The 25,190-nt window shown below is 40.2% G+C and carries 21 protein-coding genes and 3 pseudogenes; 13 read left to right on the top strand and 11 right to left on the bottom strand.

Annotation, left to right across the window (positions count from 1 at the left end):
- Positions 1 to 4: 4 nt before the first annotated feature.
- A complete protein-coding gene (locus BN161_RS06140; protein WP_044263936.1) occupies positions 5 to 2,791 on the top strand; it encodes a glycoside hydrolase family 2 protein in 2,787 nt (928 codons plus the stop codon).
- A 116-nt stretch (positions 2,792 to 2,907) separates the two neighbouring features.
- Here the strand turns inward: BN161_RS06140 and BN161_RS06135 are convergent, their stop codons facing one another.
- The 9 genes from BN161_RS06135 to BN161_RS30390 form a co-directional block, all read right to left on the bottom strand.
- A complete protein-coding gene (locus BN161_RS06135) occupies positions 2,908 to 5,304 on the bottom strand; it encodes a glycoside hydrolase family 31 protein (protein ID WP_081743642.1) in 2,397 nt (798 codons plus the stop codon).
- Positions 5,305 to 5,352: 48 nt separating this feature from the next.
- Positions 5,353 to 6,036, bottom strand: a complete 684-nt coding sequence (locus tag BN161_RS06130; RefSeq protein WP_044263934.1) for a DUF3823 domain-containing protein — start codon at positions 6,034 to 6,036, stop codon at positions 5,353 to 5,355.
- A gap of 29 nt (positions 6,037 to 6,065) precedes the next feature.
- On the bottom strand, positions 6,066 to 7,922 hold the full coding sequence (locus BN161_RS06125) for a RagB/SusD family nutrient uptake outer membrane protein (RefSeq protein WP_044263931.1): 1,857 nt from the start codon (positions 7,920 to 7,922) through the stop codon (positions 6,066 to 6,068).
- 20 nt (positions 7,923 to 7,942) lie between these two features.
- On the bottom strand, positions 7,943 to 11,101 hold the full coding sequence (locus tag BN161_RS06120; RefSeq protein WP_044263929.1) for a SusC/RagA family TonB-linked outer membrane protein: 3,159 nt from the start codon (positions 11,099 to 11,101) through the stop codon (positions 7,943 to 7,945).
- 346 nt (positions 11,102 to 11,447) lie between these two features.
- Positions 11,448 to 15,494, bottom strand: coding sequence for a hybrid sensor histidine kinase/response regulator transcription factor (locus tag BN161_RS06115; RefSeq protein WP_044263927.1), 4,047 nt, complete (start codon positions 15,492 to 15,494; stop codon positions 11,448 to 11,450).
- A 140-nt stretch (positions 15,495 to 15,634) separates the two neighbouring features.
- Positions 15,635 to 16,126: a DUF4890 domain-containing protein gene (locus BN161_RS06110; RefSeq protein WP_044263925.1), complete on the bottom strand. Its 492-nt coding sequence runs from the start codon at positions 16,124 to 16,126 to the stop codon at positions 15,635 to 15,637.
- A 111-nt stretch (positions 16,127 to 16,237) separates the two neighbouring features.
- Complete coding sequence (locus BN161_RS06105) at positions 16,238 to 16,942, bottom strand: response regulator transcription factor (RefSeq protein ID WP_044263924.1); 705 nt, start codon at positions 16,940 to 16,942, stop codon at positions 16,238 to 16,240.
- The gene (locus tag BN161_RS30395; protein ID WP_244436427.1) at positions 16,939 to 17,733 is read right to left on the bottom strand and encodes a sensor histidine kinase; all 795 of its coding nucleotides are present in this window, start codon (positions 17,731 to 17,733) and stop codon (positions 16,939 to 16,941) included. The genes BN161_RS06105 and BN161_RS30395 overlap by 4 nt, the downstream gene beginning before the upstream one ends.
- Positions 17,734 to 17,884: 151 nt before the next feature.
- Entirely contained in the window at positions 17,885 to 18,244 is a 360-nt protein-coding gene (locus BN161_RS30390) for a hypothetical protein (RefSeq protein WP_044263922.1), read from the bottom strand.
- A 130-nt stretch (positions 18,245 to 18,374) separates the two neighbouring features.
- Here BN161_RS30390 and BN161_RS29730 point away from each other — a divergent pair, with 130 nt between their 5' ends.
- From BN161_RS29730 to BN161_RS06075, 8 genes are all read left to right on the top strand, one after another.
- On the top strand, positions 18,375 to 18,521 hold the full coding sequence (locus tag BN161_RS29730; RefSeq protein ID WP_167332500.1) for a hypothetical protein: 147 nt from the start codon (positions 18,375 to 18,377) through the stop codon (positions 18,519 to 18,521).
- Between the two features lie 524 nt (positions 18,522 to 19,045).
- The gene (locus BN161_RS06090; RefSeq protein WP_044263919.1) at positions 19,046 to 19,225 is read left to right on the top strand and encodes a hypothetical protein; all 180 of its coding nucleotides are present in this window, start codon (positions 19,046 to 19,048) and stop codon (positions 19,223 to 19,225) included.
- Between the two features lie 136 nt (positions 19,226 to 19,361).
- Complete coding sequence (locus BN161_RS06085; protein ID WP_044263916.1) at positions 19,362 to 19,559, top strand: hypothetical protein; 198 nt, start codon at positions 19,362 to 19,364, stop codon at positions 19,557 to 19,559.
- Positions 19,560 to 19,751: 192 nt separating this feature from the next.
- Positions 19,752 to 19,916: a hypothetical protein gene (locus BN161_RS29725; protein WP_167332499.1), complete on the top strand. Its 165-nt coding sequence runs from the start codon at positions 19,752 to 19,754 to the stop codon at positions 19,914 to 19,916.
- Positions 19,917 to 19,970: 54 nt separating this feature from the next.
- A complete protein-coding gene (locus BN161_RS29720; RefSeq protein ID WP_167332498.1) occupies positions 19,971 to 20,123 on the top strand; it encodes a hypothetical protein in 153 nt (50 codons plus the stop codon).
- Positions 20,124 to 20,203: 80 nt separating this feature from the next.
- A complete protein-coding gene (locus BN161_RS06080; RefSeq protein WP_044263914.1) occupies positions 20,204 to 20,392 on the top strand; it encodes a hypothetical protein in 189 nt (62 codons plus the stop codon).
- Between the two features lie 18 nt (positions 20,393 to 20,410).
- On the top strand, positions 20,411 to 20,569 hold the full coding sequence (locus BN161_RS29715; RefSeq protein ID WP_167332497.1) for a hypothetical protein: 159 nt from the start codon (positions 20,411 to 20,413) through the stop codon (positions 20,567 to 20,569).
- A gap of 68 nt (positions 20,570 to 20,637) precedes the next feature.
- A complete protein-coding gene (locus BN161_RS06075; protein WP_044263912.1) occupies positions 20,638 to 20,982 on the top strand; it encodes a hypothetical protein in 345 nt (114 codons plus the stop codon).
- A gap of 37 nt (positions 20,983 to 21,019) precedes the next feature.
- On the opposite strand, the pseudogene BN161_RS30385 reads toward BN161_RS06075, so the two are convergent.
- Positions 21,020 to 21,257 (bottom strand): annotated as a pseudogene (locus BN161_RS30385) (PD-(D/E)XK nuclease domain-containing protein); the annotation flags it as partial.
- An 89-nt stretch (positions 21,258 to 21,346) separates the two neighbouring features.
- A pseudogene (locus BN161_RS06070) lies at positions 21,347 to 21,563 on the bottom strand (PD-(D/E)XK nuclease domain-containing protein); the annotation flags it as partial.
- 81 nt (positions 21,564 to 21,644) lie between these two features.
- On the opposite strand from BN161_RS06070, the pseudogene BN161_RS31135 reads away from it, so the two are divergent.
- From BN161_RS31135 to BN161_RS06065, 4 genes and pseudogenes are all read left to right on the top strand, one after another.
- Positions 21,645 to 21,778: pseudogene (locus BN161_RS31135) on the top strand (ATP-binding protein); the annotation flags it as partial.
- 35 nt (positions 21,779 to 21,813) lie between these two features.
- Positions 21,814 to 22,119 carry a hypothetical protein gene (locus BN161_RS31130; protein ID WP_125910762.1) on the top strand — a complete coding sequence of 102 codons (306 nt, stop codon included), beginning with the start codon at positions 21,814 to 21,816 and terminating at the stop codon, positions 22,117 to 22,119.
- Positions 22,120 to 22,264: 145 nt separating this feature from the next.
- Positions 22,265 to 22,387, top strand: coding sequence for a hypothetical protein (locus BN161_RS30785; protein ID WP_262483898.1), 123 nt, complete (start codon positions 22,265 to 22,267; stop codon positions 22,385 to 22,387).
- 1,499 nt (positions 22,388 to 23,886) lie between these two features.
- The gene (locus BN161_RS06065) at positions 23,887 to 25,059 is read left to right on the top strand and encodes an HlyD family efflux transporter periplasmic adaptor subunit (RefSeq protein WP_044263907.1); all 1,173 of its coding nucleotides are present in this window, start codon (positions 23,887 to 23,889) and stop codon (positions 25,057 to 25,059) included.
- The last annotated feature ends 131 nt before the right edge of the window (positions 25,060 to 25,190 follow it).

Raw genomic sequence — 25,190 nt, 5'->3', positions numbered from 1 at the left:
TATTATGAGAATAAGTAAATTTTTAATCGCCTGGGGCATCATAGCCCTATTGATGACTTCGTGTAAACAGGTAGTACGCGAGATGGATCTCTCCGGAGAATGGGAAGTAGCATTGGACAGTCTGGATAAAGGCATTGCAGGAAAATGGTATATGGAATCGTTTCCAGATAAGATCACCCTCCCCGGAACACTTTGTGATGCCGGCTATGGAACTCCATGTACCCTCGAACCTACCATGGACAAGGAGATATTCTTAAATTTGAAACGTAAATTCGACTATCTCGGCCCCGCCTGGTACAAGAAAGAATGCTTCATTCCGGCAGAATGGAACGAAAAAGATGTCTTCCTTACTCTTGAACGCGTGATATGGAATTCGCAAGTATGGATCAATGGTACTAAAGTAGAAGGATTCAATGAAAGTCTTACCACTCCTCACTACTTTAACTTGAGTAAGTATCTTGTTCCAGGAGAGAATAACAAGATAGTTATACGCATCGATAACCGGAGACAGCATGATATATCAGTCAAAAACCTTGCACATGCTTATACGAACGATACTCAGACTATGTGGAATGGTATCCTAGGGAAAATAGCATTAACAGCAAAAGATAAGGTACAGATTGAGGAATTGCGCTTAACACCCGATATTGATAACCAAACGGTCAATGTCTGTGTAAAAATCGGAAGTAACGGTTCATCCCCGGTATCCGGTAAACTTCTGTTCGCTGTCAAAGACCCTAAAGGAAATAAGCTGGCAGATAAAGAAGTACAGATAAACAACACTGAAATAACATTCACTTATCCCATTAACAACCCAATGTTGTGGGATGAATTCAATCCTAATATCTACGAAGCAACCGCAACTCTTGAAACGGAAGGCATGACTGATTCGAGATGTGAGACATTCGGTATGAGAAAACTGACGAACCAAAATGCTCTCCTACAGATTAATAACAGAAGACTCTTCCTTAGAGGAACACTGGAGTGTTGCATTTTCCCGCTAACGGGATATCCGCCGATGGACGAAGCCGGTTGGGAAAAAGTATTCAGTGCAGCCCGTGATTATGGCATGAACCATCTGCGCTTCCACTCCTGGTGTCCCCCGGAAGCAGCTTTCAACGTAGCTGATAGAATGGGATTCTATCTTCAGGTCGAATTACCTCTATGGACACTCAATGTAGGTGAAGATAAAGGCACTGTTGATTTTCTGTATGCTGAAGCCGCTCACATCATGAAAGAATATGGTAATCACCCATCATTCTGTTTCTGGAGTCTGGGTAATGAACTGCAAGGGGATTTTAGTGTCATGGATAAATTACTCAATACCATTAAGCAACAGGATAACCGTCATTTGTATATGACTACTACATTCACCTTTGAACCAGAGCACGGCAGTTGGCCCGAACCTAATGACGACTTCTGGGTTACACAGTGGACTAAAAATGGCTGGGTACGCGGGCAAGGAATTTTCGACGACCAACCTGTAAGTTTCAATAAAGACTTCTCCAGTGCTATAGAGGGTTTGCCTGTTCCACTTATTACCCACGAAATCGGACAATACAGTGTATTCCCCAATCTAAAAGAAATTGATAAATACACAGGTAATCTGATACCATTAAACTTCAAAGCCGTAGCTGTAGACCTTAAAAAGAAAGAACGGCTCCATCTGGCAGAAGGCAATCTGATGGCAAGTGGCAAACTGGCAACTATTTTATATAAAGAGGAAATAGAACGGGCACTAAAGACTCCCGGATTCAGTGGTTTCCAACTATTGGACCTGCATGACTTCCCCGGACAGGGCACTGCACTCGTCGGAATTATCGATGCATTCTGGGAGAGTAAAGGTTTAATCACTCCTGAAGAATTCCGGAATTTTTGTTCTCCGGTAGTACCGTTAGCACGCTTTGAGAAAGCTACCTATGTAAATAATGAAACCTTTAAAGCTCAGTTTGAAGCTGCAAACTTCAGTGATAAAGTCCTGAGTGATATTCAACCGGAATGGAGATTAAGTGATTCAAAAGGAACGGTCATTGCACAAGGCAATCTGGATAAACAAGAAATACCTGTGGGGAATGCATTTAATCTGGGAAGCATCTCTGTTCCTCTGGAATCCATATCCGTTGCCGACCAATTAACTTTATCCATCCGTTTTACAGGAACCCAGTATCAAAACTCCTGGAATGTTTGGGTATACCCTCAGGAAGTACCGGAAGTTGGTAAGGAAATCTTTTACACCCGTAGCTTTGCCGATGCAGAGAAAGCATTAAGTCAAGGGAAAAAGGTATTACTAAACCCGGAAAAAGAAGAAATTAATGGGCTGGAAGGCAAATTCGTACAAGTATTCTGGAGTCCTGTGCACTTCCCTAACCAACCGGGGACAATGGGAATCCTCTGTGATCCCGCCCATCCGGCATTAGCCGACTTTCCAACTGAAATGCACAGTAACTGGCAATGGTGGGATATTTGCAAGAATGCTACAACCATGGAACTCGACAGTTTAAAGAACAACATGCAACCGATTGTCAGAATGGTAGATAACTTCTATAAGAACAGAAACTTAGGTTTACTATTCGAGGTAAAAGCAGGAGACGGAAAGCTATTAGTATGCAGCTCAGACCTGGCAAAGAATCTCAATACCCGACCTGTAGCCCGTCAATTACGCTATAGCCTCCTGAAATATATGGAAAATGATAAGTTCAATCCACAAGAAGAAGTTACATTTAAGCAGATAAAACAGGTACTCCATAATGTGAACCGGACAAAGGAAGAAAAGAAATCAATCTATGAGTAATCTAAATTTCTAAAATTAAATAAAAGAATATGGAGATGCGGCCAAGAGCCACATCTCCATATTTTATAAATGATTTCTATATAACATCCTCAAGATAAGGATACCATATACTAAAATTACAATTTAACCGATTTCTTCTTCCCGCCATATGAAACCGATTTCGTGAATTTCGTCGACTGAACACTCCCTGTTCCATTCTCCTTATCCACCACAACGATATTGAACTTACGTGATTTCAACATACCGGGGAAAGTACCTTCCCGATCTGCGATATTCAACGTCCGGTTTGCATCATCCCAAGTAAACTTAATGGTTGAATAAGCACCTTTCTCATAGTTATAATTATCGTTTTCATCTTCATACAACACAAATTCGCCATCGGCTCCGGAATAAATACGTATCTCCAGATTATTCCATTTCTTCTCTGTAGAATACTGTACTTTCGGTCCAAAAGGAACAATGGAACCTGCACGTACATACAATGGAATAATATCGATAGGAACCTCTTTGGTAACCATCTGTCCGCCATTCAATACTTCTCCCGTCCAAAAGTCAAACCATTTGGTTCCCTTAGGAAGATAAACATCCTGTGTTCCTGTCTTGCTAAAATCTTCATACGGATCTTTCCACTGTTCCTTATCAGAGAATACATACATATTCTTGGTCACAGGAGTCACAAGAAATGCCTTTCCAAACATATACTGATTACTGATAGTATGTACCTTCTTATCTTCGTTGAAGTCCATGAACAAGGCACGGAGGAAAGAACCTGCATTATCAGTCACCTGCCATCCTGTTGAATACAGATACGGTAGCAGTGCATAGCGCAGGTTTATGTATTTCTCTTCCGAATCATACACCCAGTCACCCTTTTTGCCCAGATTGTAGATTTCCTTTTTCACACCACTTCCATGCGAACGCTGCATGGGCAGGAATGTACCATATTGAAACCAGCGGGTATACAGTTCATGATAAGCTTTATTTTCAGCCCCACCATGATAAGGCCAGTTAAAGAATCCACCTATATCCGTATTCCAGTAAGGTATTCCCGATAGAGAAAAGTTCAAGCCTGTGGGAATCTGCTTACGGAATGTTTCCCAATTACACATAACATCGCCCGACCAGGTATTCGCCGCATAACGCTGTTGTCCGGCAAATGCACAACGAGTCAGCAGATACACGCGCTTATCAGAGGTTACGGCACGTTGATGCTCATAAACTCCCTTGTTACTCATCAACGGGAAAGCATTTACTACACTGCGATAAGTTCCCATCGCTGTTGGAATATCAAAGTCTCCTTCCTGAACATCCAGATGATCAGGTTCCGTTGAATCTGTCCACCAGGCATCAATACCTTTACTGAACAGACCTTTATTCAGATGCTCCCAATAAATATCACGTGCTTTTTCATTATAAGCATCATAAGCTTTCACTCCCCCGTCTGCAGGCCATGTCTTGAAATTGAACAGGGCATTGATTTTCTCCAAGTCCTTGTACGGATTCGTATCCGGTCCGAATGAAGCCCATATGGAGATCATAATCTTCGCATTTTTCTTCTTCACATGGTCGATCATCTTCTGAGGATCAGGGAACTCCGGATTATCAAAATTCATAGAGTTCCAGTTAGAGTTCGGTCCCCAATATTGCCAGTCCTGAATAATCCCGTCTAAAGGAATCCCCAGTTCACGGTATTTATCTACAACTTCCATCGTTTCCTTTTGTGATTTGTAACGCTCACGCGATTGCCAGAAACCAAACGTCCACAACGGATACATAGGTGCCTGTCCTGTTAAGTCACGTATCTGCGCTATCACGCCATCAGCATTACCGCCATACATAAAGTAATAATCCATACATTCTCCCACTTCCGAATCAAAGGACATCTCCTGCAGATTATCTGTATAAGTGGTTGGAGAATAATTATCCCAAAACATCCCGTACCCTTTTGTAGACTGAATAATTGGAACACTGGCATACAATGCACGCTGACGCATGAAATGTTTATGATTGCGCTGATTCAGGTCATCAACCTGTTGCTGTCCCAGACCATAGATAGCCTCATCCTTATCCAGCAAAAAGGCCTGACGCACACTGAAAGTCTGGTTCCCCGCATCATTGAAAGGAGTAAACTGAGCACCATAATCTTTCTCGGTAAATAATGCCTTTCCTTGCTTGTCAAAGAAAGAAATTCGTCCGGTCCCTACATTGAAATCAACACGTACAGCATTGCTTTTCAGAGAAACGGTTTCTCCTTTCTTCTCGGTTGTTACAGACATGCTTTCAGGGCTTTTAATTACAGAAAGACTTTTCTTTGTAAAGCTACGTCCTTCGGGCGCCTTCACCACACGTACAATTTCAGGGCTGACGAATTGGATTTCAATATCCATTCCCTGCGTAGTACCCGTTATTCCCTGCTTAGTTTGCCGGAAAGTTTGGGCCTCGACAGGTAAGGTCGACAAGAAAACCGCAGCCACCAGCATACTACTTATTTTTAAACAAAACTTCATGTTCATGGTTTCTTTTTTACTTGTTTATATTATGAATTACCTAATGAAAATAATCTATCTCAGTTGAATGACTTCGGAAAATATATAATCATTTCCTTGCCGTGCCTTAACCCCGACTCTTGCATATAAAAACTTAGCAGCATCAGTCACTCCATTATCACTCAGGTCGAAAGTGAATTCATGCTCACCCGGAGTCAGATTGGTGAATGACTTCTCCGCTATCTTCGCGACATTATCCACCAGCTTCGTTTTGGATATATAGATCACCGCCCTGTCAATGGAAGCAGTCTCAACCACCTGGTTTATCTTGCATTTCACTTTTACTACCTTATTCTGGAAATCAATCTCAGTATCCTTGATAAGGAAATAAGGAGTAACCTCAACATCCAATATCTGATTACCTTTAATGTTTACTTCAATCGTATCCTTCCGGGGAATCCACGGACCTCTGTCCTGCCTCAACACAATCTGATAGAAGCCGTTATACATCAAAGAATTAAATTCTCCATCAGAGTTAACAAACAAATTGATGGCTCCCCGATCTTCATACTCAGGTCCTTCCTGATAGGCATACATCATGCAATCATTGTCATAGGCAGTCCCTCTTAATTGCAGTGCTTCACCTTCATAGACAAACCTGCCCTTAAACTCACTTTTAGGCTCATCGAAGTTATCCAGCTCGCAACCGGTTACCAGAAACAAGCCAAGGATTAATATAAGGCTATTGATATTCTTCATTTTATTTAATCTAATCGTTAGTTACTATATTACTGTAATGGGTTCTTAACCAGCTTCGGATTCTTGTTAATCCAGCCATCATCAATCGAACCGTAATAACACCGCATGGTGAAGTTCCTTGCATTCGGCGCCATGTAAGATCTGTTTTTCTCGAAAGCCCATTTACCATCATATGGCGAACCGGGTGCATACACCTTATAGGGGAAAAGGGAATACATCTGTGAAGTCGGACTGTCAATGACTCCATTCCATACAGTATGGGCAAGCCTCCAACGTTTCAAGTCCCACCAACGATGATCTTCAAAGGCAAACTCAACCCTATACTCATTCACAATGTACTCAAAAGTAATCGTGGATTCCGTCAATTCTTTAATTCCACCACGGGCACGAACTCTGTTTATATATTCGACGGCTTTCACCTTGTTCGCTCCCCCTAATTCATAAGCTGCTTCCGCTGCAATCAGCAAAGCCTCTGCGAAACGGAAACGGGGATACCACATCTCACTATTCTGCGTATCCGATCCTGCATTGGCAGCTTCATCCAGAAATTTACGCACCAAGAAACCGGTCTTATTAAATCTGTCGCCTGCCGTTGCCAATGGTCCGTCCAGTGCAGTGATTAGCTGCCCGTCTTCAGTGGTTGCACCTAAAGAACTGATCTTTGTTTTCCATTGGTTCGGATTCTCTGTATCCTTAATCAACAAACCTGCTTGTAGAGCCACCGGCTCACTTCTATAAAGTGCATTAGGCCATATCACAGTTCCCCACAATCGGGCATCTTTCATTTCGAAAGGCTCTTCCGGATTATCATAAAACACAAAGTTGCCATTATCATCATGCGTCTTTATCTCGGAGTTGCTTCCATCCCTGTTTTCAAAAGATTCCACTAAATTGAGAAGTGCTCCCAAGGCATTTCCCTGTATTCCATCTTTCAAAGAGAAAGGCATACACCAGGCTGTGAAGTTAGTCGTCACCTTATCCGTCACAGATCTGTCCAAAGCCCAAATAACTTCTTTATTATTCGATTTCTGGCATACAGCCTTATAAAAGCTCAATCCTAAATCCTGAGGATCGGAAATCTGCAACTCATAAGGACTGTTCTTTATAACTTCCTCAGCAGCAGCCAATGCAGTCTCATAGTATTTAGTAGCCAAATCAGCCGGAATACCGACTTCTCCATTGTCTGTCTTCAGAGTCGGAGTAATCTTATTACCATAATTTGCAATGGAGCCTGCATACACGGCAGCACGTGCCTTCAACATTAAAGCCGCCCATTTATTGGCCCGGGCAGAATTTATAGTCGTTTGTTCGGTCAGCTGGCGGGCAATTTCATCACATTCGCTGATTACATAATCATAGATTCCCGCCTCTGTGGAACGTGGCACCTGATAGGTTTCCACATCTATTCCCGATTCATAATTAAACACCTGGTCTCCAACAAGCGGCATACCGCCCAAAGTACGGGCCATGTGGAAATAATGCCAGGCACGCAGGAAACGAGCCTCTCCCTCAAAAGCCTTTTTCTCACTTTCCTGAAGTGCACTACTGCCTCTGACGCCCTGTAAAAACAAGTTTACCCGGCGTACAAAGTCATAATCACGGACTCTCCATGAGTTCCGATCATACTCCGTAAATATCACCCACGGACTTCCATAGCATTTATTAGCTTCGTCCAACTGGTCGTAACTCCCAAAATCCCCATTATTCTGTCCCCAGTTTACTCTGCCATACAAATTTGAAAGTACGGATAATACAAGCTCCTTATCTTCATAAATCATACTCTCAGGTATCACATTTTCAGGTTCCTGATCCAAAAAGGATTCCGAACAACCGGCAGCCCCCATTAAGAAAAGGGCGGATATGATTATCAATTTTATTTTTGTCATCTTGATGCGTATAAAGGTAATTAAAAATCAACGGAAAAACCAAAGTTCACTACTTTCATATTCGGATAGGCCATACCGTTCTCCGCCGTAATTTCAGGATCGATATCAATATCAATATTCTTCAGAGCGAACAGGTTTTGCCCTGAAACATAGAAACGGCAACGGGAAATTCCGACTTTTGAAGTCCACTTTTGAGGCAGAGTATAACCTATCTCCACATTTCTCATCTTCAGATAAGTCATATTGGTATACCAGAAATCACTGGGCCAATGTGTGCAGTCACTGTTATTCCGGGTACGTAGAGCCAACGGGTATTTGCCGATATTAAAACCACTATCAGCATCCCAGATATCCACAAGTCTGGTTGAGTTATCCCAAAGGTATTGGGAGAGATTCTTATTAGGATCGAAATATCTCAGGAATCCCTGTTGAACATATGTATAGGCTGTTGCTCCAACAAAATCTGCACGGAAGTCAATTCCCTTCCAGTCCAGAGCCAGATTAAATGCAAAGTTCACCCACGGTGTTCCTCCTTTACGATAGCCTATCGGACGCCAGTCGGCATCATTTATCAGACCGTCACCATTCATATCCTTATATTTGGCATCACCCGGTTTCAACGTAATATTTCCCTGATGGTCCTGGTCAACAGAATGGTTTGCAATCTCCTCCCAACTCTGGAATTGTCCATCCGAGACGAGCGAGAACTCCACATCCGTATAACGTCCCTTTATATTTCCTGCCTGATAACGGAACTTCTGCCATTCGCTGGAGAATCTGGGCTTATACCGGTCTCCAACATACCAGCGTGAATACGTAGCGTTACCTCCTATCATATAATTCACATCTCCAATGCGGTCTCTCCAGTTCACAGAGGCGTCGAATCCTCTGGCATAATTAGAGTTCAGGTTTTCCTGAGGCAATGAGAATCCCACTTCTTCCGGAATCTGCACATCATAACGGCTTGCCAGCAATCCGGTCTGATCTCTGTTGAAATAGTCAAAAGAAGCATTTAGGCGATTATCCAGGAAACCCAAATCAATACCGATATTCAGTATCTTCGATTTGCCCCATGTAATATTATCGGTTGCCAATCCCGTAACAGTACTGCCGGTAACCAGCCCGCCGTCAATCACAGCACCACCGTCATTATAATTATAGCCTACAATATGGCTTAAAGCCGTACCCAATTCTTCACCTAACACACCATACGAAGCACGGATTTTCAGATTGGTGATATTGTCTTTCAGGAAATCAACATCCTGCCAGAACTTCTCTTCCGTAACCCGGTAACCGATAGAAGCCGACGGGAAGAATCCCCAACGCTTACCCCGTTTATACCTGTAAGAACCATCATATCTGCCGGATAATTCTATGATGTACTTATTTGCATAATCATAGTTCAGGCGACCTATATATCCCATACGTGTTTGCGGGTTACCAATGCCATCGGTAAAATTAGACAGACTGGTTTTATCAATATAAGGGATTCCGTTTGCCGGAGGATTTCCCAATGCATACATTCTTGGATAAGTGCCTTTCTTTGCCTCAAAGCCCACAACGGCATTCACATGATGGAGTGCAAACGTATTTTCATACGACAGTTGAATATTGGAAGTCAGTTCTTCTTTCATCTCCATATTTCTTTCCGTGTAACGTGCCGTACCTGTTTCCACTACATTGTAGACATCACTCTCCTTGTCATACTCATAGAATTTATAGGAGTATTCCCGGTTCGACTGTCTTCTGTTTGCCAGCCAATAGCTGAACAGTCCTCTTGCTTTCAGTCCTTTCAGTATTTCATATTCGGCAGTACCGTTAATCTGAATAACCTTCCACTGATCCTTATAGCTGCCTGCATGTTCGTAATTCATCCAGCCGAAGCTGTCTTGAGCCCAAGATGCCGATATAGCCGGATACTTAGGATTATTATTGGCATAAGGCTTTTTAGTCGGCAGGTTATTATAAGCTCCATAGATAGGCAGATTATAGTCGTCGCCCGGCAATCCCGGATTATCGGTAGTCTCTATGCGTCCGTTGATTGCTACACCGACTTTGAACCTGTTCGTAATATCAATGTCGATATTAGACTGCATATTGGTTCTGTTGAAGCCATTAAAACCTCTGATATTTCCTTCCTGATCGATATGACCCAAGCTCAGGTAATATCTGACTTTCTCCGTGCCACCAGATACATTTGCATTTACATAAGACTGCGGCGCACTCACCCAAATGTACTTATACCAGTCGAAGGAGGTATGGTCTTCGTCAACCTTATCCACCCATTTCTGGTACTCTTCTTTCGTAACGGTTCTCGGAGTTCCATTTATAGTTTCAGTCTGTATGATAGCCGCCAGATAATCTTCTGCAGAAGCCGGTTTCGGATAGTTGGAAGGTAACTGCCATCCATAATACCCATTCACATTGACCTTCAACTTTTGGTTCTTCTGTCCTCTTTTGGTAGTAATCACTACTACACCATTAGCGGCCTGCATACCGTAAATAGCCGCCGAAGCATCTTTCAATACAGAAACAGATTCGATATCATTGAAATCCAGGTTATTCAGATTACCGGAATCTTTCTGCACACCGTCAATAATGATTAAGGGTGTTCCCATGTTTCTGATCTGGATATTGGGAGCGGCACCCGGACGTCCGTTATCCTGACGGAAGTTTACACCAGGGAGCTTACCTACCAATGCACCTGTAGCCGTTACCGACTTTGCATGAGCCAATTCCTGTGCACCCACAGAAGAAATTGCACCCGTGACGGAAGCCTTCTTCTGGGCAAGTCCAAAACCAGTGACTACCACTTCATCCAGCAACATACTATTTTCTTTCAGCGTCACAACAATATTGTTTTTACCGGACACCGGAACTGTTTGGGTGATATATCCTATAAAAGAGATAGTCAAAACATCATTAGAACGAACCGACAGTTTAAAATTACCTTCCACATCGGTTATTGTACCATTCTTACTTTTCTGAGCAACTACACTGGCTCCTATCACAGCTTCCCCCTGATCATCCACAACAGTTCCACTGATATTTATATTATTCTGTGCTGCCACATGAACAAAACTCAGAAGGATAATCAGTGAAAGTATTAGCTTCTTAAAATTAGATTCCGGTAAACGATACCGGTAATCTGGTGTTAAAAACAGATTATGATTTTTCATGCATTAAATAATTCATAAAACAGTTAATCAATTAAAGTTAGAAATAAAGGTAAAAAACATGATACGACTTTTAAGGTGCATTTTCCATGGCAATTGATTTATGGGTTAATACTCGGTTATTTCAATTGCAAAAGTACCGGGAAAGCGACTCTGAGTAGGGGTCAGCTCGTTGCTTTTTAGGGTACATTTCGTTGTTTTCAAAGGGAAAATGCACAGCAGGCAAGGGTTTGAGGGGAGGGAACATAGTAATTAGTTACGAGCTACAAGCTACAAGTAGCTGCGCTATGTTTCGAAAGGCACTTGTAGTTTGTAGCTCGTAGCTGATTCATAACCCTACAGTTATGAATCAATTCTCCCCAGTCATATTAGTCTTATATTGAGAAGGCGTTACACCAAACGCCTGTTTGAAGTACTTTGTAAAATATTTAGGAGTATTGAAACCAACCATATCGGCCACTTCACCTACCTGATATCCTTTATTCAGTAATTGAGCAGCATGCTTCAATCGGATGGAACGAATAAAATCAGAAGGAGTCTGACCGGCAATAGCATTCAATTTACGATATAGTACTGTACGTTCCATCCCAACATCGGCACTCAGCTTTTCTACCGAATATTCAGGATTATCTATATTCTTTTGAATCAATGAGCAGACCTTCTCTATAAACTGTTCATCAATAGAAGTGATGGTAACCTCTCCCGGATTAATATTTATTCCCTGTGAAAAAGACTTCTGACGGGCTTTCTCTTCGTTTATCAGTTTCCGGATTCTCAATAACAGAATATCCAGATTAAACGGTTTGGATATATATTCATCCGCACCGGATTCGTACCCGAACAATTTACTTTCGTCCGTAGAACGGGCAGTCAGTAATATGACAGGGATATGCGACACCTGTATATTGGACTTGATGCGTTTACATAACTCCAGTCCATCCACTTTCGGCATCATGATATCGCTGATTATCAAATCGGGAAACTTTGTAGTGGCAATCCGTTCTCCTTCTTCACCATCACCGGCCTCCAATACATTGTATTTCTTGGAAAGCAGTTCAAACATGTAATGCCGGAATTCTTTATTATCTTCAACTAAAAGTATGGTGTACTCTTTATCCGTTTGCAGGTCCTGATCACTTTCCGCATCAGGGTTCAATTCATCCCCGATGAAAGTATCTTCCTCTTCCGGTAACTCTGTATCCACTTCTACATCAGTACGCACAGGTAGATATACAGTAAACAAACTGCCTTTATTTACTTCACTCTCCACTTCTATCTTTCCGGAATGCAATTCTACATACTCTTTCACCAGATGAAGACCGATTCCACTACCTATTTTATCTTCTTCCTCTTTCACCTGATAGAAACGATCAAAAATATGGGAAAGATTCTTTCGTGGAATCCCTGCTCCGGTATCTTTCACGCAAAGACGGAAATACTGTACCCCGTCCGGTTCCTTACAGGTATCGAGAGTTATCGTCACCATACCTCCTACAGGTGTGAACTTGAATGCATTAGACAATAGATTATTCAGTACCTTTTGTATCTTCTCACGGTCGAAACTTATATATAAATCTTCTGCAATCTTATCATCTATCTCAAAAGAAATCTCTTTTTCCTGAGCCAGATAATCAAAAGAGGATTTTACCGAAGAAACAAACTCCGCTATATTCCCCTTAACAAGAAACAGTTTCTCTCCATGAACTTCCAAACGTCTGAAGTCCAGCAATTGATTGACGAGGTTCAACAGTTCTTTGGAATTACGGTAAATGGATTGTAATCTCTTTTTCAGGGCTATGTCGCCGACTTCCTTAATAAGAGATTCCAATGGGGTTATAATCAGAGTCAGGGGGGTGCGGAATTCATGGCTTATATTGGTAAAGAAGCGGAATTTCATTTGATTCAGTTCTTCTTCCTGAGCTTTTTGCAACTTCCTCTTATTCATTCGCAAATAACTGGAAAGGGCCCAATATATGGCAAGGGCAATCAACAGGCAATAAATAAAATAAGCCAAAGGAGTTTTCCAATACGGGTCCTTTACAATGATTTGTATAGTTGCACAGCTACTTCCCCACTGCTTACTGTTGTTTGCCGCATATACTTCCAGATTATACGTACCCGAAGGAAGATTGGCATAAGAGGCAGTTCCGGTCCCTGTAGGAGAAACTATTTCGTGCCACTCCTTATCCAGCCCCTTCAGCCGATAGCGATAGTGAGTCTGTGATCTATTGATATAATTCAACGCAGAAAAATCAAACGATACAAAGTTCTGGTCATAATTCAAGATAATCTTTTGAGTTGCGCTTACAGGCTCGCTCAATAGTATATTGCCATCATAAGCCTTATCCATCTCCACCTTTTTCCCGAAAAGATGAAAGCTCACGAAAAGAGGCTTCATATCCTGTTTCACCGGAGGCAGTTTATTAATTCCGAATTCGTTGAAACCATCAATTCCTCCCATCAGAATCACATCATCCTTCGTTACATATACGGATCTTTCCAGGAATTCCCGTTCTATCACTCCATCACTATGGTTAAAGTTGGAGAAAGAGTATTCTGTTCTTCCCCCTTCCTGAACTACATTCACACAAGATATTCCATAAGAAGTGGTAATCCACATCACGTGGTGACGATCTTCAGATATTGCCTGTATACTATTGTTTACCAGGCCGTTTTCCATATAAAACATCCTGATCTCTTCATTCTTCGGATTCCAGACTATCAGGCCATCCTGTGTGGCAAGCCAAATCAGATTACGGCTATCTACGTACAAATCAGAATAACGATGGATATCATAGAAATCTTGCCAAGCCTTTTTATCTTTAAACACCGGTGCCGTCAGAACCTGATTTTTATAATCATAGGTAAACAGCCCTAAATTACAGATTCCTATCAGCATACCCTCTTTATAATTCCTGATCTGTGAAACGGAGTTGATTTGTCGTCCTTCACTTTCTGCTATCTTCTTAAGTTCTCCGGTATCAGGATTCAAAAGACACAGGCCATCTATATATGAACAGATATACAGGTTCTTATCCGGTGCTTCAAATACCTTCGCCACATCACGTACAGGATAACTTCTGCTCTTTCCATTCTGAATGCAGAATAATGCCTCAACCGATGAAAGCCATATCCGCTGCCGGCTATCTTTAGTTAACCCATTGCACCGTAAATTGCGGGGTAATCCTGCCTCAACAGACAATTTGCTCTCAGATAAAGAGTACCGTAAAAGTCCCTGGCGGGTACCTACCAGGATTTCGCCATGAGTATCCTCTACAAAACACGACACACTAACTTCCCCATTCTGATCAATATTAGGGAAGAACACTTTACCTATATTTTTGAATTTAAAGCGGTTAGGATGGTAATAACATATTCCCCTGTCCAAAGTCCCGATCCAAGTTCCTCCCTGGTTATCATTAAAGACTGTGCTGACTTCCGTTTTTATCTCTTTACCATCTACAAATTCCAGCGTAGGGATGAATTGTTTGTTTTGCAGTTTTTCGTCACATACCCACAAGCCGGCCTGACTGGTTATCCATATATCGTGCTCTTTACCTACAGAAAGCACATTCAGCCTATATTCAGTCTCTAATATTACTTCCCACTTACGCAGTTCAATATCAAACCGTAAAGCTTCAGTCTTTCGCCCATTCATCAAATAGTACAAGTACTTTCCCCGGGGGACAACCAACAGGGTAGCAGACCTATCCTGCTTTTCAACCAGTGCATATTCCCGGTATAACTCCCTGGATGTTTCCAGATCATAACAGACCATGAGGCTTGAATTGTAGAACAAGAAAACTTGCCGGTTTACTACCGCTATGTCCAGAAGCCTGTCACGCATATCTCCGTTCATTGAAACATCCTTCAGAAACTCAACTGTCTTTCCCCCGGCATAATCCCTGTACAGCAGTACATCATCATCCGTCAGCATCCAATAATTACCTGACTCATCCACAAAGAAGTTCACCAACGCCCCCTTTACACCATAAGACTTAAACAGATCGTCCAAATGCTGTTCAAAGCGTTCTTCATTGACGTTGATGGCCATTAGCTTATACCAGTCTTTGATATAAATATAGTCCTCATTCACATAAATGCGATGATGCCCAACGTAGTCATTAAGAGGAATTATGTTACTTTTATTATAATGAAAATATTGAAAAGAAGTCCCATCGTAGATGCTGACGATCTCATTGGCATTGATTGCAATGCGCCCATCCCGCAATTGAATGATATTGCGGACTCTGTTACCCGAAAGTCCGTCACTGCAATCAATGGGAGTAAACGCATAGTGATCTTGTGCATGAAGCGGGAAATTAAGCAGTAAGACAATAAACAGCAAAAGTCTTATCACTTTGATCGTTGACAATTTCATTGTTATGTTTTCCATATTAGATTATCAGTGATGCAAAGATATAGAAAAAATATATCTGATAAAGATTCCCATAAAAAGAAAACCGTCCCCTCCCCTCACGGGGGTGGAACGGCACAGTCAATAATACATGAAAAAACGCTATTTAGAGAGAGTCTCTACAGATTTGGTTTGTGAGGATGATCCTGTGGCTGGGGTGGTTCTTGTGGTTGGCACATTTCCTGCCACTTGGCGTATTGCTCCGTCGTCAGGATTTTCTTGATCTTCTTTTCCTTCTTGGCAGCAGCTTTCTGCATCTTCTCCACATTGTCCTTTCCCATTGCAGGACGTTCACCCGGAACTCCCATCGGCGGACGACCACCGCCCATACCGGGACGCCCTCCCATTGAAGGACGCTGGCCGCTTCCTCTTTCAGCCATGGTTGCAAAATGTTCTTGTTGCTCCTTCAGATTCAGTTTGTACAGCTTGTCATATTGCTTGTCTGTCAGTTGCAGTTCTTCTTTCATCCGGTCCGTCATTTTACGGGCGGCCTTTTCCGGTGAGGGAACTTCACGAGGCAATTGCTTCTTTTCCTGTTCCTGCGCTTGCATGCAGACCAGTCCACACAACAGACATACAGCTAATAACCATAATCTTCCGGTACTTTTCATTTTGCGTCATTTTTTTTATTACGATGCAAATGTAAGGGAGAGAAAGAAGAGCTGAAAATAAAATCTACGAAAGGGGAGGTTTTGTCGACGGAATAGCCAAATAAGGAAACGCTATATGCAATCCAACAGCATCATAAATCCTACCCCTCTCACTGTCTTTATTTCGACACAGGGTTCATCTTCCAGATACTTTCGTATTTTACTCATAAATACATCCAGACTGCGTGACGCAAAGTAATCATCCTCCGTTTCCCAGAAACGGCTGAGTATAGCACTTCTATTCACCGTTTCGCCTCTATTTTCATAAAGCAAATGTATAATCTTCGCTTCCCTGATGGTCAACACTTTGATAGAACCGGTTTTATCATCCCGCAAAGTAGCATGTTTGGTGTCCAGCAAATATTTACCCATCCTGCAATGGTCGGTTTCATTACGCGACTTTGCCCCTTCCTTCATTCTAAGCAATGAACGAATATGAGCATCCAGTTCATCAGGAACAAAAGGTTTCTTTACGTAGTTGTCCACTCCTATATCGTAACCTTTCGTCACATCCTTCGGCGAGCTCATGGCCGAAGCGAACAGAATAGGCGTATCACCATCCGTTTCACGGATACGCGCCACCATTTCATAACCATCCATTACCGGCATATCCACATCGGACATAATGATATCCGGATGATGTTCTTTCCATGCCTTCAGCCCTTCGGCGCCATTGGTTGCCGTAAAAACTTCATATCCCCCAATAATTTCCTGCAATCCGCTTTGCACAATATAAAGCAAAGTAGGGTCGTCTTCTACAACCAATAATCTAATCATAAGTCATTCGTCTTTAATGGTATATATAAGGTGAATTCACTGAATTCCTTTTCTATGCTATTCACTGTCACGCTTCCCTCATGAGCCTCCATCACCTGATAAACGTAATTTAGCCCCAATCCGAAACCTGCTACTTTGCCAAGTCTGGAACGTTTAAAAGCCGAAGCACGTTCAAACTTCTCAAAGATATGCTTCACATCTTTTTCTGAGATACCAATACCGTTATCACGTACTTTAATAAGAGTATGGGTAGCATTATTAAGCGAACTTATACTTATATCAACCGTCTGGTATGAATATTTAATAGCGTTATCTATCAGATTACTGATAGCCTCTTTCAGGTACTCTTCATCACCATGCACCTCTTCTGCCTGCAAATTTAAAGTGAAATGTAGCGGTTTGGCACACTTAGCGGAGAACTTCTCTATTAAGTCTTCTACCATAGGCTTCAACTGAAATGTAATTTTAGCCATTTCCAGTTTATGGCTCTCCAACTTAGAAATGGTCAGAACCTTATTTGCCAAATTTAGCAAATGTCCGGTCTCATCCTCTATAATACAAAAATATCGCTCCCTTAGTTGAGGAGTGCTCTCCGTCTTGCCACTATGCAAAAGACTTGTACAAGCCAAAATGGAGCTAAGAGGAGTTTTCATATCATGGATCATAGCATAAGAGAAATCTTCGCGAACTTTAGCTATCTTGTCCTGACGGATGATAATCTTGATCTGGTAGATGATACAGGTGATTACCATTATCATCATGATGGCAGTCGCTATCATTAAGAGGCTCATACGCTCAAAGATAGTCCAATAAGGATTTGTTAAAATTAGCTGTATTCCAAGTGACAAATCAGTTCGTACAGGGATTATCTCAGACTTAATAGCTCCCCAAACAGCTATAGTTTGTAGTTTACTCTTTTGGTAAATCTCTCCATTTTGGGGATTAACCCAACATGAAAAAAAAATCACTTTCCACCCCAGCCCTATTTAACAAGTCATTAGTAAGAGAGTCAATATCACTCAAAGAAATCTCAATTCCTAACTTCCACAAACCTTCATAAAAATAAGTGTTTGCCGGTATTGAATCATTTATAGGTCCAGACGAGATTGCCGTCCCCTCAGGAACGCCTAACTTACTGAAATCTGCAATAGCTTCAGTTAATGCTTCATCTAAAACTTTATTAGTTTCTTCATATATATTATTTCTAACCAGTACAAAAGTATTATATAGCCATATCGTTTGTAATGATAATATAGCTATTAATCCTAAGACTGTAAATAATATAATATGTTTTCTATTCATACATTTTTTTGCAAAGATAATAACATTCAGATAATAATGGATAACATTTAGATAACATTTTATTAGAAAAAACAGCCATACCTTTGCGACATCAAACTAATAACAAAGAAATAACTAAAAATTATAAATTATGAAACAGCTTACAAAAGAATTAACGCAGGAAGAAAAAATGACAATTTATGGTGGTGCATATAAATGGGTACTTGTTAATGGAGAATGGATTATGGTTAGGACATTAGCTTCTTCAGCAAATATTAACCTTCCGATAACAGAGTAATAACATAAGTATTGAGAAAAGCCGCTTAGCTTTGCAACATCAATCAAAAACAAGAGTAACACTTAATAAAGAACAGTTATGAAAAGTAAGAAGTATCTAAATGATTTGGATGTTTGGGAAACCAAACAAATCTTAGGAGGTTCTAAAGTATGTACCTTATATAATATACCAAATGAATTCTTCAAGACACAGCAAGAAAATATTAACATAGCGATAACAAAGTGATAACATAAGTAGAGAAACAAACCACTTATCTTTGCAACATCAATTAAGAAACAAAGTAACAAACTAAAAAAAGAGAGCATATGGAGAGCAAGAGATTTTTAAACTTTAATGCCCGTTCGAGAGATTGCCCGAATCATTAAATGTACTAAGCAAACCCTCAACAAAACAACAAGAATTAATTAACATAACGATAACAAAGCAATAACATAAGCACTGAAAGAAACCGCTTAACTTTGCAACATCAACAAGAAATAAAAGAAATATTTATAAACAATTTAATAACTAAAAGAACAATTATTATGAAGACAAACACAATGAAAGCGCTTAGCGCAAATGAACTGAGAAATGTAAATGGCGGATGCAGCAACTGCCAAATGAACAAACTTTTTAAAGGAATATATGGAGAGAACAATCCTTTCTTTCCTACCGATGATACCTGTCATACGGATATGGGCAAAAATTTCTCCAACCACATTTAATTATTAACATAATGATAACAAAACAATAACACAACCACAGTTATAAAGCACTTAACTTTGCAATATCATACAAATGCAAAAAAAACATATTACAAACAATTAATTAATAAGTAGAATTATGAAAACAAACACAGTTATGAAAAAGAATGAAAAGTACATGGTAAAATCATTGAGTGAGAAAGAACAAGAAAATGTGAACGGTGGCTGCTGTCCCTATTGTGGAATGACCGTATATGATGAAACTAATGGTATACCAGCACATGGCCATTGCCCGAGAACTCCAGGAATCTTTGAGCAAATCTTTATAAAAAAAGACTTCGTATCCTGTTTCTAAAGGAGGATATAGATGACATAACAACACAAGACACATAGTAAACCGATGAAAGTATTAACTTTAGAAGAATGTATCAATACGTATGGCGGCTGTTACAATTACAGCGAAAGCACCAGCTTAACCAGTATATTTGTAACGCCCCATACTTTCCAAAAGTATTATAAGTATTAACATAAAAAATCAAACACAGTTATGAAAAAGAATGAAAAGTACATGGTAAAACCATTGAATGAGAAAGAACAGAGAAATGTATCGGGAGGATTTGTAGATACCCGTAGCCCGCTTGATATTCTTAATGAAGAGAAGCTGAATCCTTTTAAGAAGCCCCGCGAAGAGGACTTCACTAAATTCTGGTAAGGTTCTACTCTGTTGATAACAAACACTATTTTAGTAACAATTAAAAAATGAATTATGAAAGATTTAAAAAGAATTGAATTGGTACAAGAAATGGGTATCAGTGAAATGAAAGGTGTAAGTGGCGGTATCATAATATCACCCATTGTCGGACCATTGATCCCTTTAGAAGTACTACAAAGAGTATTTGATGCAATCATAAAAGAGTAAATGTAGCTTTTGCTCAAATGGGAATATTTACATAACAAATAATTAAACACATATTATTAACAATTAAAAAAAAGAAGATTATGAAGAATTTAAAAGGAAATGCAATGATGCAAGAAATGAGTCTGCAAGAAATGAAGGAAACAAATGGCGGTGGCCTTGTTTTAGTCGTCCTTGGTACATTAGCCGTCAACTTTATTTGGGAATGTATAAATGAGCCGGGTGACTGTATTGATGGTTTCCGAGATGGAGCTAACAGCAATTTTAAATAACATTAAAAATATATGAGTATGAAAAACAAAATAGAAGAACTGTCTTTGTTAGAAATGGTAAATATCAATGGAGGGTCTACCCTGACTTATTGGATTAATTGGTTTGTCGGTAAAGCGTTTACGACTCCAGCTGTAGCAAATAACAATGGAATGAATCCTGTTCATTTATATAATTAATGACAACAATTATTTCTATATCAACCTATAAACGGTTGATATAGAAATAATCTAAAAATTCAAATTGTATGATAAATAAAAAGTATATAATATTAGGAATTTTAATTGGGATAATAGGATTAATCCTATCACATACGTATCGCCCTTACATATATGAAAATCATATATACGATTTTCATATTGCCGACACTATTGGAAGCATCGTTTGCGTGCCTGCCGCAACTTTATTGTTTTATGGATTTACTGATAAATATTCTATTGGGAAACTCACTCTTATAATCACATTAACATATATATTCTATGAACTGTTGGGTCTTCTGAATATACACGGTACTTTTGATTTATATGACATCATTGCCATTATTATAAGTGGTATATGTACTTACTTCATTTTAAACTGGCGTTTAAAATGAAGTAAAATCATACAATAGTACAATTTCCAAATAAGATTCAAGGAATCACATTAAGCCAACGACTAATATTGCGTCCTCGGAGCTGAACTCCACACCGAGCTTTATCACTTCGCGTCCATCCGCCTGATAAGGTATCAGGTAGCCTTTTTCATCAATCTGTTTCAAGGCACAAGAAAATCCACAAAACCATAACGCACTTCATCGTTAGGAAACTCCAACAGGTAGCTGCGGAAACGCTCATCAAAACCTTTTATCGTCAGATAACCGCTCTGATAACCCGTTCAAGCGGATTTGCAATCATTGCCATTATCATAAGTGGTATATGTACCTATTCTAACTGGAAAAGTTACTCCTAAAGCAAGATTCAAGGAATTTCACTGAGCCAACGACTAATATTGCGTTCTTCGGCGCAACTCCACACCGAGCTTTATCACTTCGCGTCCATCCGCCTGATAAGGTATCAGGTAGCCTTTTTCGTCAATCTGTTTCAGGGCTTCCTCCGCAGTGCCGTTCAACTTGAACTCAAAAACATAGATAAACTTCGGAGTTCTTACAACGGCATCCGCACGGTCCCGGCTTGCAACTCTTGCTGCAGGCAGAGCGGGACACACGCAAAGAGAACCGGAACGCACGGTTGATTAAAGAAGCCTATTTCTGTTATCAGTCAGTTACCAGTAGCACACTGGTATGATATACTGGAGGGGTAAATACCACAGCGGCAGATGCCATTTTGGACAGAATCGTACATACAGGCATACGTTTTGAGCTAAAAGGTGAAAGTATGAGAAAAAAATAACTAATTTTGCCGCACATGGCTGATAATGATAAAAAGTGAACGGATATCACCGTTTTGAGTGGGTGGGTATCAGCCGTTTTTTCCCACCAAGCGATAAGAGGTATATAAGTAAAACAGCTATTCCGAATGACCACCACATTGGTGATATTCTTTACGGTATGGTGTTTCTGCTGACTACCTTTTTCATCTCTCATCTATTCTTTGAGAGAAGATTATCAACAAAAGAGTTGCTGACAATCATCATATTCGGGATTGCTTTTTGCGGACTGTATGGAGACTTATACAAAATAGCAGGTTCCATCTGTATGAGTTGCATTCTTCTCATAATAAAAAAGGGATAACCTATTTATTCGTTGAAGTCTATTACTCCCTTATTTTCCCCAGCTTGAAATAAAAGCTTTATATAATGAGTATTTGTGATTTCCACTCAAAGAAAACGAGCAATAAGAAAAAGTCGAATAATCATATTTTTAATAATTATAGAAAATGGATAACAAAGAGAAAAAGTTAGAAAAAGAAATCCAACGTTTAAAAAGAGAACGATTATTTTTACTTATTTATGTAGGAATAAGTGGCATTATCATGCTATATAACGCAATAATGCAATAAACGATCACCCGAAATTTCGGTGCATAGATTCACCTTAAAAATTACTTATAGGTAATTGAGACTTCACTTCGCTACTATTGAATATAGGAGGAAAAAGTAAGATGCACCGGAAATACCCTAAAAAATGGAGAAATCAGAGAATACTTCAAAATGCTTGACTTCTAAACCTACAAGAGCAAACACTTTACAGAAACGATACACAAGAAAACCGATGAAAGCATTAACTTTAGAAGAATGCATCAATACGTATGGTGACTGTTACAATTACAGCGAAAGCACCAGCTTAACCAGTATATTTGTAACGCCCCATACTTACCAAAAGTATTATCAGTATTAACAAATAAAAATCAAACACAGTTATGAAAAAGAATGAAAAGTACATGGTAAAACCATTGAATGACTCGGAGCAGCCGTATCAGGCAAAGCATTAGCTATTGCAACAGCTAGCGTTATTTTTTTAGCTGGAGTTTACGTAGGTTGTAGTCAAAACAGTAATAGTAGTGTTGTAGCAATTTATGAAGCAGGAAATGACTTTTTTAGATACCTCATTATTATAGGGTGTGCAGCAGCTATATTCTGTTTATTCTATTACGGCGGAAAAGAAGTTGGTAAAACAATAAGTGCTCTTCAAAAACAATAAGGCAACCTGTTGGCGGAATTAATTCATATCCTTTTCGGTTATGAATCTTTTCACCACAGAGTAACACAGAGTATCACAGAGTTTAATCGATTTGAAATCAAAAGAATAGAACTCCGTGATACTCTGTGTTACTCTGTGGTGAAAAGTTCATTACTATTTCGGATGGAACCTGAGTATTATTCTGACATTTTGTATTATCAGTCCTCTGAGAATCGTTTCTTTACGCCCAGAAGGACGTTGCAAAGGAAAGACGGGAATAAAAATCCGCAATCTGCTATTCTACAGTTCGATACAGAAATACGTACAATTATTCTACAATAAAATAACAAGCAATCTGCTGCATCGGAACAAGCAATGTGCCAAGTATTAAGATACTATCTACAGGATATCAACATCCAATGTGTTGGATCTTTATATCCAACGCACAGGAAATAGAGACCGAACGCACCGGATATAGAGAACTGACTTGTAAGATATATAGATACGGAGATTCAATTCTCCATATTCGGTAAAAAAGATGTAAATATACTGCATATAAAGACAGAAATCCGGTGGATAAGTCCTTATTTTATACTCTCTAAAAACAGTAGTTGTAAGTTTATAGTCTATTCTGATGACTTTTTGCGACTATATTCCTGGTTTTTCAGTCACTTCGCTTTCTTTCCGGAACAGGCTCTTCGGCATTATTGCTTAAAGTTCTGAGCCGGATGACTGTATTAAATGAAGTAAAAACATATAATTCAACTCACGAACTATTTAACATAGCGATAACATACCTATAACCTATCTTCCGCCGTCAACCCCGTACTTTTGCTTCACAGAAAAAGAGAAAAGTATTAATCATTAAAAACAGAAAGATATGTTATTACCGAACGAATGGATAGAAAACAGTCTTGAGACGTATATCTATCAGCACACCACAAAGTCCCAGATTATTTATTGGGTCGTTCTATTAGCCATTACGGCAACCATGATCGCACTTCCCTTTATTTATGTAGACATTTCCGTACAAGGCAGTGGAGTAGTTCGCCCCGTAACGGAAAAGACTGAAATTAAATCAGCTATCACAGAACTGGTAGACTCTGTTTATGTTCGCGAAGGCGAACAAGTCAGCAAGGGCGATATCCTTCTGCGTTTCCGCACAAACAGTTCCGACTACAAAATCAACTACCAGACTAACCGTCTGAATGATTACGAGGCACATCTTGCCGACTTGGCATATCTGGCAAAAGGCGAGCATCCTGCCACATTCCGCTCTCCGGTCCGCCAGCAGGAGTACACTTACTTCACCAAAAAGAAGAAAGAACTTGAAACCTCCCTGGCACAAGCGGAAAAAGAGTATAAACGCAACAAAACATTGTTTGAAAAGAAAGTAATTTCAGAAGAAGAATATGACAAATACTACTATCAATATCAAACCCAGCAAAACGAACTGGCTTCATTGACACAGAGTCAACTTAGCACCTGGCAAGCTGACTTGAACAGCTACCGCAATTCACGCAATGAGATGAGTACCAGCCTCAAGCAAGAGGTAAAAGACCAAGATATGTATATCGTCCGCAGTCCGGTAGACGGCACGCTCGACCAGTTCTCCGGCATATATCGGGGAAGTAGCATTCAAGCCGGACAATCACTGGCAGTAATCAGTCCCGACTCCACACTCTGCCTCGAAGTATACGTCACTCCCCGGAATATCGGTTTTATGAACATAGGTATGCCGGTCAATATACAAGTGGAATCTTTCAATTATAACGAATGGGGCACACTACCCGGAAAGGTAAAAGAAATCTCCTCCGACTTCCTGACGGACAATCAAGGCAACTCTTTCTATAAAGTGAAATGTGAAATGGAACAAGATTACCTGACACTGAAAAACGGACAGATAGGAAAGCTGAAAAAAGGTATGACCGCCAGTGCACACTTCATGGTGACACGCCGCTCCCTGTTCGATCTGCTTTATCAGAAGATTGACGACTGGGCAAATCCAAGACAATATGCGGCTAATGAGATGATAGCAAAAAATAGCAAATAGGCATTAAGTAGCAAAAAAGAGAGTGGATTAAAACGAGGGCACTGAAAAAGTCCTCCCTTCCTTTTTAAGAGAAAATATCTGCACATACCTTACAATCTGTTTGGTTCTGTGCAGATATTTTAGTATCTTGT

Source organism: Bacteroides timonensis (assembly GCF_000513195.1).
GTDB classification, from domain to species: Bacteria; Bacteroidota; Bacteroidia; order Bacteroidales; family Bacteroidaceae; genus Bacteroides; species Bacteroides timonensis.
This window is presented reverse-complemented; position numbering and strand designations above follow the sequence as displayed.